At 70.5% G+C, this 15,872-nt stretch carries 15 protein-coding genes; 4 read left to right on the plus strand and 11 right to left on the minus strand.

What is annotated here, in order from left to right; genetic code table 11:
- The coding region (locus tag ABI385_RS01940; protein WP_348102069.1) for a wax ester/triacylglycerol synthase domain-containing protein at positions 1-114 on the minus strand (114 nt) is incomplete at its 3' end.
- Between the two features lie 270 nt (positions 115-384).
- Here ABI385_RS01940 and ABI385_RS01945 point away from each other — a divergent pair.
- Positions 385-639 carry a hypothetical protein gene (locus ABI385_RS01945; protein WP_348102045.1) on the plus strand — a complete coding sequence of 85 codons (255 nt, stop codon included), beginning with the start codon at positions 385-387 and terminating at the stop codon, positions 637-639.
- 121 nt (positions 640-760) lie between these two features.
- On the opposite strand, the gene ABI385_RS01950 is transcribed toward ABI385_RS01945, so the two are convergent.
- Positions 761-2,119 (minus strand): hypothetical protein, encoded by a 1,359-nt coding sequence (locus tag ABI385_RS01950; protein ID WP_348102046.1) that lies wholly within the window; start codon positions 2,117-2,119, stop codon positions 761-763.
- Positions 2,120-2,219: 100 nt separating this feature from the next.
- Positions 2,220-2,873, minus strand: coding sequence for a hypothetical protein (locus ABI385_RS01955; RefSeq protein WP_348102047.1), 654 nt, complete (start codon positions 2,871-2,873; stop codon positions 2,220-2,222).
- A 277-nt stretch (positions 2,874-3,150) separates the two neighbouring features.
- On the opposite strand from ABI385_RS01955, the gene ABI385_RS01960 reads away from it, so the two are divergent.
- Positions 3,151-3,387 (plus strand): helix-turn-helix domain-containing protein, encoded by a 237-nt coding sequence (locus tag ABI385_RS01960; protein ID WP_348102048.1) that lies wholly within the window; start codon positions 3,151-3,153, stop codon positions 3,385-3,387.
- A 37-nt stretch (positions 3,388-3,424) separates the two neighbouring features.
- Here the strand turns inward: ABI385_RS01960 and ABI385_RS01965 are convergent, their stop codons facing one another.
- Positions 3,425-3,991 (minus strand): hypothetical protein, encoded by a 567-nt coding sequence (locus ABI385_RS01965; RefSeq protein ID WP_348102049.1) that lies wholly within the window; start codon positions 3,989-3,991, stop codon positions 3,425-3,427.
- Between the two features lie 128 nt (positions 3,992-4,119).
- Here ABI385_RS01965 and ABI385_RS01970 point away from each other — a divergent pair, with 128 nt between their 5' ends.
- Both ABI385_RS01970 and ABI385_RS01975 read left to right on the plus strand, forming a co-directional pair.
- The gene (locus ABI385_RS01970) at positions 4,120-5,373 is read left to right on the plus strand and encodes a LysM peptidoglycan-binding domain-containing protein (protein ID WP_348102050.1); all 1,254 of its coding nucleotides are present in this window, start codon (positions 4,120-4,122) and stop codon (positions 5,371-5,373) included.
- Entirely contained in the window at positions 5,370-5,906 is a 537-nt protein-coding gene (locus ABI385_RS01975) for an Rv3235 family protein (protein WP_348102051.1), read from the plus strand. The genes ABI385_RS01970 and ABI385_RS01975 overlap by 4 nt, the downstream gene beginning before the upstream one ends.
- A gap of 104 nt (positions 5,907-6,010) precedes the next feature.
- Here ABI385_RS01975 and secA read toward each other — a convergent pair whose 3' ends face one another.
- From secA to ABI385_RS02010, 7 genes are all read right to left on the minus strand, one after another.
- Entirely contained in the window at positions 6,011-8,938 is a 2,928-nt protein-coding gene (secA, locus tag ABI385_RS01980) for a preprotein translocase subunit SecA (RefSeq protein WP_348102052.1), read from the minus strand.
- A 359-nt stretch (positions 8,939-9,297) separates the two neighbouring features.
- Positions 9,298-10,230 (minus strand): glycosyltransferase, encoded by a 933-nt coding sequence (locus ABI385_RS01985; protein WP_348102053.1) that lies wholly within the window; start codon positions 10,228-10,230, stop codon positions 9,298-9,300.
- Positions 10,227-11,498, minus strand: coding sequence for a DNA glycosylase AlkZ-like family protein (locus ABI385_RS01990; RefSeq protein WP_348102054.1), 1,272 nt, complete (start codon positions 11,496-11,498; stop codon positions 10,227-10,229). Before ABI385_RS01990 ends, ABI385_RS01985 begins: the two co-directional genes overlap by 4 nt.
- Positions 11,499-11,538: 40 nt before the next feature.
- On the minus strand, positions 11,539-12,267 hold the full coding sequence (locus ABI385_RS01995; RefSeq protein WP_348102055.1) for a response regulator transcription factor: 729 nt from the start codon (positions 12,265-12,267) through the stop codon (positions 11,539-11,541).
- Between the two features lie 32 nt (positions 12,268-12,299).
- Entirely contained in the window at positions 12,300-12,929 is a 630-nt protein-coding gene (gene hpf / locus ABI385_RS02000) for a ribosome hibernation-promoting factor, HPF/YfiA family (protein WP_348102056.1), read from the minus strand.
- A 240-nt stretch (positions 12,930-13,169) separates the two neighbouring features.
- A complete protein-coding gene (locus ABI385_RS02005) occupies positions 13,170-13,934 on the minus strand; it encodes a phosphoribosyltransferase family protein (RefSeq protein ID WP_348102057.1) in 765 nt (254 codons plus the stop codon).
- 91 nt (positions 13,935-14,025) lie between these two features.
- Positions 14,026-15,870 (minus strand): GerMN domain-containing protein, encoded by a 1,845-nt coding sequence (locus ABI385_RS02010; protein ID WP_348102058.1) that lies wholly within the window; start codon positions 15,868-15,870, stop codon positions 14,026-14,028.
- Positions 15,871-15,872 lie beyond the last annotated feature (2 nt).

The following is a 15,872-nucleotide window of genomic DNA, read 5'->3' on the forward strand; positions in this document are numbered from 1 at the left end:
GCTCCCGGCCGGCTCGTCGAAGACCATCACCGACCCGACGTGCATCATTGTCGTCGGCTCCTCGAGGTAGAGGAGCGACGCGTCGAGGGAACTCAGCCGATCCGACACCCGCATATCGTCGCAGACCTCCGGCTCCTGACGATGGCCGCGTGGACCAGCGAGGCGTACGCACGCGCGGTATGCCTCGACGCCGGCGGTAGAACCCTGGCTACGCAGCCGGTCTGGTGGTCCTGCTACGGCTCCGGGTCGGGATGCGGTTCCTCTCGCTGCCGCTCGGCCCCGTCTGGTCGACCCTCAACCCCGGTCCGCTGGCTACGCCGTGCCGCCGTCGCGCTGGCCCGTCTCTCTCGACGTGTCGCTGGCGGGGCCGGTCGTGGTGACCTGGTGGGGTACTGGCCGGCCGCCGCGGGCCTGCTCGGCTTCAGCTGGCTCAAGCTCGTCGCGCCCGACCGCACGACGCTGCCGGTGCTGCGGGTGGCGGCGGCGCTGTTCGCGCTGGTCAGCGTGGTCGGGTCGTTGACGATGGGTGAGCGTGAGGAGTCGTTCGTGCTCACGGACCTGCCGCACGGGCGGTCCTCGAGATCACAGCGTTCTCGAGACGCGCGACAGCTATCAGCAAAGTCACCGGCCGGTAGGTGAGCTCGCAACCGATCTGGCGCGCGTCGTGGGTCCACGGGGTCATCCTGACAAGCATCTGTCTCGGTGCTGTTAGGCCGACTTTCGGGCCGCGCGGTGAGCTGCCGCACCAGATCGTCCCAGGTCAAGGACGGCGCCCGCGACGGGTGCGAGGTTGCTCCACTCCGGCCATCAGCGCGGCGAGCGAGCGGACCGCCGGGCGCACCGGCGACTGAGGCGCGCACTCGGCCAGGGTCCGGCCCTCGAGCAGGGCCGCGTCGACCCCGTGCGGGTCGTCGGGCACGAAGTGCAGGTCCCGCACACCGGCGAACCGGCCGAGCACATCCGAGACGCGCCGCTCGGGGCCGGACCCCACGGCGGACGAGCGCACCCGGTTGACGACGACGGTGGGTGTCGGGGCGCGTACGGTCCCAAGCTCTTGCAGCCCGCGAACCAGACGCTGGAGCGAGACCGGGTCGCACCCGCCCACCACGAGCACCTCGTCAGCGAGCTCGAGGGTGGTCAGGGTCGCCGCGTTGCGGCGCGGAGCCTGGGTGTCGTAGCTGAGGATCTCGTCGTCCTCGAGGCTGAACCCGCAGTCCACGACGACGACCTCGCCCAGCGAGCGCGCCAACGTGAGCACTCGTTCGAGGGCGGCGGGGCGGATCTCGGTCCACCGTTCAGCCCTGGGTATACCGGTGACCACCCGCAGCCCAGGTCTCGCCGACGGGGACAACCGGGCCAACACGCTGACGTCGAGTGTGCCCTGGTCGGCGGCGCGGGTGGCGGCCGCCAGGCCGGGTGCCTCGTCGAGGAACGATAGCGACTGAGCGACGGACCCGCCATAGGTGTCAGCGTCGACGAGCACGGTGCGGATGCCGAGGACGGCCAGCTCGGCGGCCAGGTTGACCGCGATCGTCGTTCGGCCCGGGGCACCTGCCGGGCCCCAGACCGCAACAATCCGTCCGAGGGTGACCTCGTCCCCCACCGGGTCGGCCCCGACTGGCTCCGCAGTGCTGGCCCTCTTGGGCGACGACCCTGGGTATGCCTCGGCGACGCTCACCGACGCGGGCACCGTCAGGTCTGCGAGGGTCAAGGCCCCCGGCGGCAGGGTCGGCGCGCGCGAGAGGTCGACCGGGTGGGTCAACGCGGCCTCGAACACGGGCAGCGGAGAACCGGCGACCACCGTGCTCATTACCCCCAGCTGGCGCAGTCGGCGGTCGGCGTCCTCGGACGCGGCGCTCCCGCCATCGACGGCCTCGCCGGACGGGATGACGCCGACCACGTGCAGCCCGGAGGCCCGCAGCTGCGCCACGGTCGAGAGCTCGAGGCCGCGCAGCTCCGCGGAGACCAGCGCGACGGTGCCGAGGCCCGCCGACGCAGTGGCGACGAGATCGGCCACATCGACGCATCGGCGGACGATCTGGAGCTCGCGGGAACGTTCGAGGAGCGTAGCGACCTCGCTGTCCCAGCGGTTCCCGACGGCGGTGAGAACCCCGGTCATGACGCCGTCATGACGCCGTCACAGTGCGACCGTCACAGTGCGACCGTCACAGTGCCACGGTCGCGGTGCGGTAGTCCAGTGCCGCCGTCACGAGCCGCCGTCACGAGCCCGAACCCGGAACCGGGACCAGCGTGAACCGGGCCTTTTTGTCGACGTCGCCGATGATCGCGGCCACCTTGTCACGCGGCACGCGCAGCTGCACCGAGGTGGTCGACGCGGCCGCCCCGAACCGACCGGAGTCGGCCGTCACCGGTGTGACGCTGACCCGTTCCAGCTCGAGCACCGCGTCGAGGTAGCGCTCCTGCGTCGACTGGGGGTCGCGCGGACTGACCCACACGTCGACGACCGCACCGGCGCCCAGCCCGACAGCGGAGTTGGCGTCGACCTGGACGGTGACGGGCTGGACCGACACCTGCTCGCGCGTCCCCACTGACGCGGCGGGCACCAGTTCACCCTCGGTCACCTGGCGCAACGCGTAGACGTCCGGAGCCGGCGCGGTGTGCGCCGAGAGGTAGCGACGGGTCTCGTCACCCAGCTGGACGTCGACGCGTCGGAGGTTCGTGGTGGAGAGCTGGTCGCCGGGTCGGATGGTGGTCGAGGCGGCATACATCGGCACCGTGTCGTCCGCACTGGCGACGACACGAGCACCGAGCGCCGTCGCGAGCAGGACGAGCACGACACCCACGACAAGTCGTGCGTCACGCCACGAGGGTCGCTGCAGTCGTTTTGCCACGGGTTCTGGCAGTTGAGCCACGCTGTCGTCCCTTCGCCCCTGATGTCATGCTCCAGCTGCCTCTGCGACGGCTGTAGGCCACCCACGTCCAATGATGGGTGATCGCGTCGGGGAGTGTGTCACATTGCCAGAAGACCTGTGGACAACCGATCACTCACGACACCCATATGGAAAACTCAGGTACGGCGAGGGGGATCGCCTAGAGTCAAGACTTGGCAAAGAAGACTGACGCGTGTACGACTGAACTAGTATTACTCGTCCTGTCACCCCCGTCTACGAAGCGAGGACATCCCCCAGCATGCCAACCCAGCGCTTCCTGCAGCTGACCGAGGTCTCCGAGGTCCTGAACATCTCCTCCGCCCAGGCGTACGCCTTGGTGCGCTCCGGCGAACTGCCCGCGATCAAGGTCGGCGGCCGCGGTCAGTGGCGCGTCGAGACATCTGAGCTGGAGAACTATATCCAGCGGATGTACACCGAGACCCGCGACTTCGTGGCGACGCACCCCTTCGGTTCGGGTCAGGACGAGCTCGGCTGAGCCACCCGCTTCGGTACGCCGGGGTTGCTCGGCGGCATTATCGGTGCCGGAGCGCGGCGATCGACCAGAACGGCACGGTCCTGATGCCGACGACGTTCTCGGGACGCCGGGGCAGGTCCGCCGGGTGCTCAGCAATGTCGACGAGGTCTTGTCCGACCGCGTCCAAGGTGCCGGTGACGACGACTCCCTCCACGTCGTGCAGTGCTACGACCGCGCGGTCGCGACTCAGCGCACGAAGGGCCGCGCCCAGCGCAAAGCCTCGGGCGACCGCTGCGGGCCGTTGCTTCTGGAGGCGGCCGGTGAGCCCGGTGAGCGACCTGATCGCGGGGTAGGCAACGAGCACCGAGTGGTCCGCGCCTTGCGGGTGACCCTCGGCGAGCAGAACCCAGTCGGGACCGACCCCGGTCACGGAACCTTCCAGCGTCCCCACACCGGCGACGCGGACCGCGACGGGACCGGCGTCGAGGACAGACAGCAGCCGTTCGTGCACACCGAGCAGGGCGCGCTCGCGGCGCGTCCGGTCGGCGACCTCGGCCACTAGGTCGCGCGCCTCGTCGGCAGCCAGCTGGGCCTCGAGGTCGTCGAACAGGCGCTCCCACCGCATCGCACCCTCCCGCTCCCTATCGTCCCTGTCGTCCCGCCGCGTGTGCTTCAGCCTAGGCCACAGTGTTGACATAGCTGCAAAGATACGTAAACATAAACAAACATCATCAACTGAGACCCAAGGCCATCATGTCCACCCGTGCACCCTCGCACCCCGCGGCCCGTCCGGCGCACCTCTCGACGACCGCTAGCTCGGTCGGCTCGGTCGGCTCGGTCGGCTCGGTCGGCTTGGTGGGCTCGATCGGTGTTCTTGCCATCGGTGTCGTCGCGGCGGCCGCGGCGCTGACCGTCCTGCTGGCGTTCTGGACCCTCGGTCTCCCGTCCTGGCGGGTCGTCTCGTCGGGCGCACCGGCCGAGGCGTCCGACCTCTTGCTGGTCGTGCTCTGCGCGGCCGGTCTCGGGACAACCGTCTGGCTCGGATGTGGGCTCGTCCTGTCGGTCCTCACGGCGCTGCCGGGCGCTGCCGGCGCCACCGCCGCCGCGGTCGCTCAGCCGCTGGCACCGGCCGTCGTCCGGCGAGGCGCGGCTCTGCTCGTCGGCGCCGTGCTCGCCGCGACCGCACTGCCTGCTGCGCATGCTGCCGACGCACCGCCCGCCCCGACGACGACGTCGTGGGGGGCCGCAGCCCCCACCAGCGACGACGGGGGCGGCCGTTCGGCGAGTCCGCACGTCCCACTTCCCGACCCGGGGTTCAGCGTTACCGGGGGCGGCGACCCGAGCCAGACCGGACCGGCGGGTCAGACCGGACCGGCGGGTCAGCCCGGTCAACCAGGTCAGACGGGTCAGCCCGGGCAAACCGGCCAGACAGGGCCGGGGTCAGCGGTCAGCATCGACGGGCGGGCCCCCGACCCCGGTCGCAGCACGGTTCAGCCGGGCTCACCTGGGGCCGGCAATGGCACCGGTGACGCACCAGCGGTCGACCCCCGTTTTGGTCCGACTGGACCACGCCCGTCGCCTTCTACGAGCACGACGACTATTGCCCCGACTCCCACCACCCCGACTCCCACCACCCCGACTCCCCCCACCCCGACTCCCACCACGACAGCGTCTGTTCCTGTGCCCGCGGCTCCTGCTCCCCCGGTGAGAACCTCCCCCGCCCCCGTTCGTCCCGCAACGCCGGCGCCGTCCTCCCTCGGTCCGCTCGGACAGGCCCGACCGGTGACCGGCGCCGGGCATACCTCAGTCACCGTTGTGCGGGGCGACAGCCTGTGGGCCATCGCCGCGCGACACCTCGGTCCGGGGGCCTTGGACGCCCAGATCGCCCATGAGTGGCGGCGCTGGCACGCCGCCAACCGCTCCGTCATCGGCGACGACCCCGACCTCATCCTCGTCGGCCAGGTACTCATCGCCCCGGCCTCGTCTACGAACGGAGCGTCACGGTGACCACCTTGCCCACGTCGTCTGAAGCAGCCCCTCAGCCGAGCGCACTGCCGCGGCTGCGGGTCGTTCCTGCCCCGCGAACCGCACCGGCGATCATCTCGGTGGACGAGCTCACCACGACCCAGTCGCCGTACGTGCAGGATGCGCTGGCCATCGACTACCGCCCCGACGAGGACGGGTACTTCGACCGCCAGCGCAGCCGCTCCAGCGAGCTGCCCGAGCCCACCGCGTTCGGGGGTCGGCTGGCGCAGGCGCTGGTCGAGGTCATGGTCGGGGCTCGACCGGCTCCTCAGGTGGTGCGCTGGACCAGCCCCGAGGTCTATGCCGTCCTCGCCCGGCGTTCGCTTGTCGCGAGCCGCCGTGGGTTGCAGCACGGTCGGCGCCCCGTGGTGCGGCGGGTGCGCGTATGCGAGGTCGCCGACGGTGTCGTCGAGGTCGCGGTCGTGGTGGTCTACCCCGACCGGGTGCGGGCGATTGCGATGCGGCTGACCGGTGTCGACCACCGGTGGGTGGTCACCGCGCTCGTCGTCGGCTGACCGACGCCCGAACCAGCGCCACTGATGGTGTCGGACGCTCGGAAACCCGAGCGCTCGACACCATCAGCCAACCGCGCCGCCGGCGGACCGCGTCCAGAACCGCGTCACTTGCCGCGGCGGCGGGCCTTCTTGGACGACCGCTTCGGCGGCCGGCCACCGGAGCGCGGCGCGGAGCCGTTGGAGCCAGCGCCATTGCCACCCGACGACGCTCCCCCCTCGGAGACGTCGCGCTCCTCGACCGAGCCGTCGTCGCTGGGTGCGGAGTACCGCAGCCGTCGCGAGACGGGGGCCTCGAGTCCCTTCGCCGAAACGGTCACACCGGCACCGACCGGGGCGGGTTCGTCGTGCGGGGCGTGCCCGTTCTCGTGACCCGCGGGCACCGGCAGCTCAGTGTCCTGCACCGCACGGTCGGCGAGCGCATCGACGTCGGATGCGGGCAGGGCGTCCTGCGCGCCGAGGCTGCCCATCAGGTCGCTCACCGACATCGGGGTCAGGGCGGCGTCCTGCGGCTCGGCCGCCGCTTCGGTCTGGACCTCGACGTTGAAGATGTAGCCGACCGACTCCTCCTTGATGCCGTCCATCATCGCCTCGAACAGCAGGAACCCCTCACGCTGGTACTCGACGAGCGGGTCACGTTGAGCCATCGCCCGCAGCCCGATGCCCTCCTGGAGGTAGTCCATCTCGTAAAGGTGTTCGCGCCACTTGCGGTCCAGGACCGACATGACGACGCGCCGCTCGACCTCGCGCATCACGTCCGAACCGAGTCCCTCCTCGCGGGTGTCGTACGCGTGGTGCGCGTCCGAGGTGAGTGCCTCGCGCAGCATCTCGGGGCTGATGTTGTTGCGACCACCGGCCTCGTCGGACAGCTCGTCGATGGTGATCGAGACGGGGTAGAGCGTGCGCATCGCGACCCAGAGCTGGTCGAGGTCCCAGTCACCGGCATACCCGTCGGCCGTGGCCGAGTCGACGTAGCCGGCAATCACGTCGTTGACGAAGTGCCGGATCTGCTCCTCCATGTCCTCGCCCTCGAGGACGCGCCGGCGCTCGTCGTAGATGACTTGCCGCTGCCGGTTGAGGACGTCGTCGTACTTGAGGACGTTCTTGCGGATCTCGTAGTTCTGCGCCTCGACCTGGCTCTGAGCGCTCGCGATCGAACGGGACACCATCTTGGACTCGATGGGGACGTCATCGTCCATCCCTGCCGTGGTCATGAACCGGTCAACCATCGCGGCATTGAACAGCCGCATGAGGTTGTCCTGCAGCGAGAGGTAGAACCGGGACTCGCCCGGGTCGCCCTGCCGCCCGGACCGTCCACGCAGCTGGTTGTCGATGCGCCGCGACTCGTGCCGCTCGGTGCCGAGGACGTAGAGACCGCCGAGCTCGGTGACCTCGTCATGCTCGGTCTGGACCGCCTCCTCGGCGGCGAGCAGCGCCTGGTCCCAGGCTTCCTCGTATGCCTCCGGAGTCTCCTCGGGGTCGAGCCCCTGCCGCTTGAGCGCGGCGATCGCGCGGAACTCGGGGTTGCCGCCGAGCATGATGTCGGTGCCGCGACCGGCCATGTTGGTCGCGACCGTGACGGCGGCCTTGCGGCCCGCCTCCGCGATGATCGAGGCCTCCCGCTCGTGCTGCTTGGCGTTGAGGACCTCGTGCCGGATCCCGCTGCGGCGCAGCTGCTCGGCGAGGTACTCGGACTTCTCGACGCTGACCGTGCCGACAAGCACCGGCTGCCCGGCCTCGTGCCGCTCGGTGATGTCGGCCACGACGGCGGCGTACTTGGCCTCCTCGGTCCGGTAGACGAGGTCGGCCTGGTCGCCGCGGATCATCGGCATGTTCGTCGGGATGGAGGTGACACCCAGCTTGTAGATCGCGTTGAGCTCGGCGGCTTCGGTCTGGGCGGTGCCCGTCATCCCGGAGAGGGTGCCGTACATGCGGAAGTAGTTCTGCAGGGTGATCGTGGCGAGCGTCTGGTTCTCGTTCTGGATCTTGACGCCCTCTTTGGCCTCGATGGCCTGGTGCATCCCCTCGTTGTAGCGGCGCCCGGCGAGCATCCGGCCGGTGTGCTCGTCGACGATGAGGATCTCGCCGTTCATGTTGACGTAGTCCTTGTCCCGCTTGAACAGCTCCTTCGCCTTGAGGGCGTTGTTCAGGTAGCCGATGAGCGGGGTGTTGACCGACTCGTAGAGGTTCTCGATGCCGAGCAGGTCCTCAACCTTCTCAATGCCGGCCTCGAGCACGCCGACGGTGCGCTTCTTCTCGTCGACCTCGTAGTCGCCCTCGCCCGACTCGAGCTCACCCCGGTGCAGCCGCTGCACGATCTTGGCGAACTCGGTGTACCACTTGGTCGCCTGGTCGGCCGGGCCGCTGATGATCAGCGGCGTGCGCGCCTCGTCGATGAGGATCGAGTCGACCTCGTCGACGATCGCGAAGTTGTGGCCGCGCTGCACCAGCTCGTCGGGGCTCCACGCCATGTTGTCGCGCAGGTAGTCGAACCCGAACTCGTTGTTGGTGCCGTAGGTGATGTCCTTGGCATACTCGACGCGGCGCTCGGTCGGCGTCATCGGCGAGAGAATCACGCCGGTCTCGAGGCCGAGCGCGCGGTGGACCCGGCCCATCAGCTCGGACTGGTACTCCGCGAGGTAGTCGTTGACCGTCACGACGTGCACGCCCTGGCCGGCGAGCGCGTTGAGATAGCACGGCAGGGTGGCCACGAGGGTCTTGCCCTCACCGGTCTTCATCTCGGCGACGTTGCCCATGTGCAGGGCCGCTCCACCCATGATCTGCACGTCGAAGTGCCGCTTGCCGATCGTCCGCTTGGACGCCTCCCGCACCGCCGCGAACGCCTCCGGCAGCAGGTCGTCCAACGACTCACCGTCCGCGAGCCGCTTGCGGAAAACCTCGGTCTCGTCGCGCAGCTCCTCGTCGGTGAGCTTCTCGAAGTCGTCCTCGAGGGCGTTCACCTGGGCGGCGACACCCTCCAGCCGCTTGATGGCGCGGCCCTCGCCGGCTCGCAGCAGCTTCTCGAAGATGGGCACGTGACGACTCCTGAACACGGGTGACGCGGACGAACGGCGACCGGCGCGTGACGGCCAAGCCGACTGCCCGCAGAGCGCGGGTCAGCGACCAAGGGTAGTCGGCCACCGGTACCCGGCCCAACGTGTCGGTCTCCGGGCGGGTTCCACCCCTCGCTTCCTGTCGTTCCTCGCTTGCTCCACTGGGCGGCGATTGGTTGGGTGACGGTATGCCCGCGTCCGCCTCCGCCGCACCGGCAGCGCCGACCCCCCCGGCCGCTCCAAACCAAACCCCTGAGTCCTGCACTCCCACCGGACTCACATGCTGGCGGGTTTCTCGACCCTCGAACGCCCGAGAACCGGCAGAGGTATGCGTTCGGTGCTCAAGAACGTGAGTCCGGTGCCCCGGCTCCGGGAGCTGGTCGGGGGCCGGTGACCCCTCGGGCGGCGTCGCGTATGCCTCGTGCCACCTCGCGGGCCTTCACCTGGCGGTCCGGCACCAGGGTGAGCACCAGCGCGAGGTGGCCGCCCAGCCCGACGACCTGGCCGGCCGCCCACCCTGGATGGCGCCGACCATGGCGGCGTAGCAACACCATCCGGTTGCGGGCGAGGTAGTAGTAGCGGGACGGTGCCGACCTGGTCAGGGAGAGTCGGCGACGGCCGACACGGACCTCGTGCCGGGCGCCGAGCCGGTGCCCGAGGCTCAGCCCCGGCGCGATGACAACCGCCAGCCCCGCGTCGAGACACCGCAGCGCGAAGTCGGCGTCCACGCCGTCGATCACCAGGGCCTCGTCGAACGGGCCGACGGCCCGGACCGTCTCGACCGGCACCAGGGTCCCGGACTGGATCGGGTCGCGGCCGACGAGTACCCCACCAGGACCGCGGCCGCGCCCCTGGTCCGGCAGTCCGACGACACGCTCGGGCGCGACCAGGCCGACCCGGACCTTCGCCGCAAGAGCAGCGCCCCAGGCCTGGAGAAGGGCGCCCACGAAACCCGGCGTGACGGCGCTGTCCTGGTCGAGGGTGAGCACGGCCTCCGCTCCGGGACCGTCGGGAGCGGACGCGGCCTCGACGCCGGTGTTGAGGGCAGCGGCGATGCCGCGGTTGTGTTCGTGCCGGACGACCCGCGCGCCGAGCTCCGTGCATCGCGCCAGCATCATCGCCGTGCCGACAGCGGTGCTGCCGTCGTCGACGAGAATGACCGAGACCACCTGCGGGACAATGGCTCTCACGAGATCGACCAGGTCGTCGCCCGGGTCGAAGACGGGCACCACGGCAACGACCCGGGTGACGACCTGCAGCTCCCCCAGGCTCACTGGGGACCTGGCTGAGCACCTGGTCGGGCCTCGGGCCGGTTGGCCGACCAGCCCGTGGATCCCTGGACACCGCCCGCCAGACCGAGCCAGTCGGCCATCGACGCGAGGTTGCGCTCGAGCGCCTCCGCAGCAGCCTGCGGGACCCGCGGCTGCCAGGTGACCTGGTTGACGCGCAGGACCCCGGCCGCGCGGTCGGCCTTGAGGTCGCAGCGCGCGACCAGGGTGTCCCCGTAGAGGAATGGCAGCACGTAGTAACCGTGTACGCGCTTCTCGACAGGCGTGTAGATCTCGATGCGGTAGCGCAGGTCGAACAGCGCCTCGGTGCGTTCGCGCTGCCAGACGAGCGAGTCGAACGGGCTGAGCAGCGCCTCGGCGTGCACGGCTCGCGGACGCCGCGCCCCGGCATACAGCCAGGCCGGCTTGTCCCACCCCTCGATCCGCGCAGGGAGCAGGACACCGCGCGCGACCAGCGCCTCGATCGCGGGCATCACCTGGACAGTCTTGAGCCGGAAGTAGTCGCGCAGGCAGAGCACGGTGCCGACCCCGTGCGACCGCGCGGCGATGCGCACCATCTCCAGATATGCCTCGGCCTCGCTCGGTCGCGCAGCCGGGTGCAGCCACTGCTCGCGCACCAGCGGTGGGGTGCGCGGCGCGACGAGAGCGAGCGAGGCATACCGGCGCTCGAACTGGCTGTTGCGGCCCGCCGAGGTAATCTGACCGGACCAGAACAGGTGCTCGAGCGCGTTCTTGACGATCGACCAGTTCCAGCCCCAGCTGTCGCGGGTGCGGGGGATGTCGTGCGCGAGGGCGAGCTCGAGGGCCCGCGACGTGAGGGGTCCGTTCCGCTCGACCTCGTCGAGCACCGCCTCGACCAACCCGGGATGCTCCCGGGCGACCCGTTGCATGCCACCCCACGACTCCTCCACGGCCCGTCGCATCCGGAAGTCCAGCAGCGGCCAGGTCGATGGTGGGATGAGGCTGGCCATGTGGGCCCACGACTCGACGAGCCGGCGGGGGGACCGGTCGCGGGCCCGGTCCAGCAGGTCGGTGTCATAAGGGCCGAGGCGTGCGAAGAACGGCAGGTACTGGCTGCGGGCGACGACGTTGACGCTGTCGATCTGGACGATGCCGACGCGGTCGACGACACGCTGCAGGTGCCGCGTGGTCGCGGTCCACGGCGCCGGGCGGGCGTCGGCGAAACCCTGTGCGGCGAGCGCGATCCGCCGCGCCTGCACCGTGCTCAGCCGCACCGTGGCCGGTGTCGCCATCAGGCGCCCTCAGCCCTGGTCAAGCTGCCTTCGACCCCCATCAAGCCTGACGGGGGTCGATGATGTTCTGCCGGACGGCGTACATCGCCGCCTCCATCCGGGAGTGCAGCTGCAGCTTCTCCAGGATGTTGCGGACATGGTTCTTGACGGTGTTCTCGGAGATGAACAGCTGGCTGCCGATGTCGCGGTTGCCCATCCCCCGGGCGACCAGGCGCAGCACCTCGACCTCGCGCTGGGTCAGCTTGGGGGCGTGGGCGTTGGGGATCTCCGCCTCGCGTCGGCTGATCTGGGCGAACTCGACGAGCAGCTTGGAGGCCATCGACGGAGAGATCAAGGACTGGCCGTTGTAGACCGCGCGGATCCCCGCGGCGATCTCGTCGCCGGGCACGTCCTTGAGCAGGTAGCCGTTGGCACCGGCCCGGATCGCCTCGAACAGGTCGTCCTCCTCGTCGCTGATCGTCAGCATGACGACCCGGGCCGACGGGACCCGCTCCTTGATCGCGGAGCAGGCCTCGATCCCGGAGGACTTCGGCATCCGCACGTCCATCAGCACGATGTCGGGCAGCAGCTCCACGGCCTTGGCGAGCGCCTCGATGCCGTCACCAGCCTCGCCGACCACCTCGATGTCACCCTCGTGGACGAGCACCATGTCCAGGCCGCGACGAAACAGGGCGTGGTCGTCTGCGACGAGGACCCGGATCGGCTCCACGACCTCGGCCACGCGAGCGGCACCAGGCGAGTCACGCGGGCTGTCGCGCGGGCTGTCCATCCCGGCATCATTGCATGCGCGAACCCGTTCGGTCAGAGCGCGGCGGCGTCGACCTTCAGGTGGATGACGCCGTAGGACCACCCCCGGCGCCGGTAGACGACACTCGGCTGACCGGTTTCTGTGTCGTGGAACAGGTAGAAGTCGTGGCCGACGAGCTCCATCTGGTTGAGCGCGTCCTCGAGCGTCATCGGTGCGCTCGCGTGGACCTTCTCGCGGACCTCGATGGGCGAGTCGCCGACCGCCCCGAAGTGCCCGTTGCCGTTCGGCGCGCCGTCGAACGTGTCGGGGACGGCGTCACCCATCACCGGCGTCTCGGCGACGCGGCCGGTTGCCTGGGCGACGGACTCGGGAACCCGCCGGCCCGTCCGGGACACCTTCTTGCGGTCACCGACCCGCCGGAGGCGCTCGAACAGCTTGTCGAGGGCCGCGTCCAGCGCCCCGTAGGCGTCGTCCGTGCAGGCCTCGGCCCGGATGACCGGGCCCTTGGCGTGGCAGGTGATCTCGACGGCCTCGCAGTTCTTGACCTGGTTCTCGTGGGTGACGACGACGTCGACCCGAGAGACCTTGGGCAGGAGCTGAGGCACCTTGGACAGCTTGTCCTCGAGATGCTGGCGGAAACGGTCCGAGACCTGGGTGTGGCGCCCAGTGACGACGATATCCACGGGTTCTCCTCGCTGTTGGAGTGGTGAAGTCAGGGTGTCTGCACGCTCAGGGCGCCGGCCCACGGCCGCGCTGTCCGCGTCTGCACCGGTCGGTCCTTGTCCCCTTTCCGGTCCACTCGCCTGCCTGCGTCACGCACCGTGGACCTGTCCCGACGGTAGCCCTGTCCGGCCTCGGGTGGAACTGTGCGACCGCGGTGACCCAGGGACGTCGGGGGCGGGCAGTGAGTTCCCGGCTGACCGTCACCTCCGCTGAGTGGCGGCCAGAGCGGCTGCCCCGACCACGACGCCGCCGGCAGCACGGATCGCCCTGGCCGCCTCCGCCAGCGTGGCTCCGGTGGTCAGGACGTCGTCGACGAGCACGACCCTGCGGCCGGTCACCTGTGCGGCCCGGCGGGCGGGGACCCGGTATGCGCCGGCCAGGTTCGCGGCCCGCGCCGCGTGCCCGAGCCGGGACTGGTCGGCCACCGGGCGGACCACGCGCAGCGCGGGCCGGACCTCGTCTCGGTCCCAGCCGGCGCGGCACGCTGCGGTGCGGGCCAGGTCGGTGACGGGTTCGTCTCCGCGGCGACGCACGGCTGCCCTCGACGATGGTGCCGGGACGACGATGACGTCGCCGCCCTGGAACGGCGTGAGGGCGGCGCCCAGCAGGCCGGCCAGCAGGCCGCACAGGTCGCGCCGGTCCTCGTCCTTGTAGGCCGTCACGAGTCGCCGCAGCGTGCCGGCGTACGGGCCGCAGGCGACCACCACGGGCAGCCCCGGCGGGAGAGGTTCGGGGGCCACCCGACGTGGCGTCGTGAACAGCCCCGCAGCGAGCTCACGACGACAGGCCGAGCACACGGGCTGGTTCGGGGCGGACGGTCCTTCGCACCCGGCACAGGTGCTGGGCAGGGCCAGGTCGAGCAGGGCCAGGGCGAGGCCGGGCAGGGCAGAGACGGCACTGACGGGTCTGACGGCTCTGACGGCACTGACCGCTCTGACGGCACTGACGGCTCTCACGCGGGTCATCCACACATCGTGGGGCGTGGTGCGGCCTCACCCGTCCCGTGGAGCCCTCGCCTGTGGACAACCAACGTGGGCTGCGACCGCCGCCGGTTGCTCACGTGCCCGCGACGACCACCTCGTCGACGTCGGACTGCGTCGCCCAGTTGTTGCCTACCCGGACCAGGACCTGGCCGCGTGTCGTACTCGTTGCCGCAGAAGTCACGAGGATCCCCCGCACCCCGCCGCGGGAGGTCACGTCGGTGCTCGTCCCGGGGACCTCCTTGATCAGGGTCTGGTCGAGGTCCAGCTGCCCGACGCGCCGCAGACCCACGCCCTGGCCGATCTCCACCTGGAACGGTCGCAGGGGGTCAGCGTCCCGGTCGCGAGCCAGGACTACCAGGCTCATCGGGTCGAGCCAGGCGACGTCGAGGAACCGGGTGAGCGGCTCGCCCTGCCGGTATGCGTCGCCCAAAGCCGTCGGGATCCCGCTGCCGTCGCGCACGATCGAGGCGATGTCGAGCCGGAAGTCGGTGGCGTTGCGCAGCTCCGACAGGACCGCTGCACGGGTGCCGTCCGGGGACACGGCCAGGTTGATCACCTGACGTCCGTCCAGCCACGGCACCTTCACCGGGGCCGGCAACGTGGCCCGGGAGCTGGTGGAGTCGAAGGTGACGACCGTGGCGCCCCCGCCGGCCTGGCCGGCAACCCAGAGACGGCCGTCGGAGGCATACGCGGGGTTGGTCAGGTCGGACGCGAAGGCGGCCACGGTGATGGGCACCGAGCCGTGCCACCGGGCCAGCTCGGTCCGGCTCGCCGACACCGCAGCGATGTCGGTGCCGTCCGAGGAGAGCGCCAGGTGAGTCCACGAGGTGGGGATCGTGAGCGTGGAAGCGGCGGTGGACTTCGTGGGTTTGACGGCCTGCTGGCCCTGGTGCGTCTCGTCGAGGTCCTGCGGGTTCAGCTCCTGGACGACGTCCTTCGTGCGCACGAGGCCCCGGGTCACTGGTTCGGCGGGTGCCGGGGTGTACCCGAGGTCGCTCGCCGACGACAACGGGCCGGGCAGCGTCGAGACCGGGATCTTGCCGATGCCTTGGACCTCGACCGACACGGCGTTCACCCCGGGTGCCTGTATCATCGTGGAGACCAGCTGGGCCCAGATCGCGCGTCGGCGGGCCGGGTCGATGGTCTGCGCGGTGTTGGTCAGCGTGACCGTGGCGACCCCGTTCGCGTCCACGTTGACGGCGTCGACCGCCAGGCGTGTCCCCTCGGGGATCCCCGAGTCGACGATGGGCGCCAGGTACGCCGGGACACCGCTCAGCTGCGCTCGGGCCAGGGCCGTCGGCAGGCGGGTACCGGTTGGAAGCCACCGGACGTCGGACACCAGCTGCCGCTTGCCGGCCAGGGGGTAGAACGTGTCGAAGGCGCCGAAGACCTGGTCGAAGTCCTCGGTGTTGAGCCACAGGCCGAACCCGTCGGGTGGCAGGCCGATCCGCCACTCCCCTGCCACCTTCACCATCGTGAAGACGACCGAGGCGGAGGTCCCCGGAGGCACCTCGCGGTAGTGACCCGCGTCGTCGATCGTGGCGACGGCGGTCGCGGTCAGGCGCACCTGGTCGGACGGGAGGTGCTCGATGGCTACCGGGCTGCGCGCGTCGAAGACGGTGGTGGTGAGGGTTGTCGGACGCCACAGGTCGACCGAGTCCGGCGTCAGGTAGGAGCGTCCCACCACCTGCTGGTCGCCGCCCAGCTCCTGGAAGGCGGCACCCGCGCGGACGAAGTCCCGGGCGATCACGTCCTGCGAGGCACCTGGCAGCGGGGCGTTGACCACGACGCGCGCCCGGGGAGCGACGTTCTCCCCGATCCGGCGGCCCTCCTGGATCTCGCTGCCGTGCGGAAGTCCGCAACCGCCGAGGAGCGCCGCGGCGAGCAGCAAGACCAACACGGGGTGCCGCGGCCGCATCC

It is taken from the genome of Lapillicoccus sp. (assembly GCF_039935575.1).
GTDB lineage: Bacteria > Actinomycetota > Actinomycetes > Actinomycetales > Dermatophilaceae > Lapillicoccus.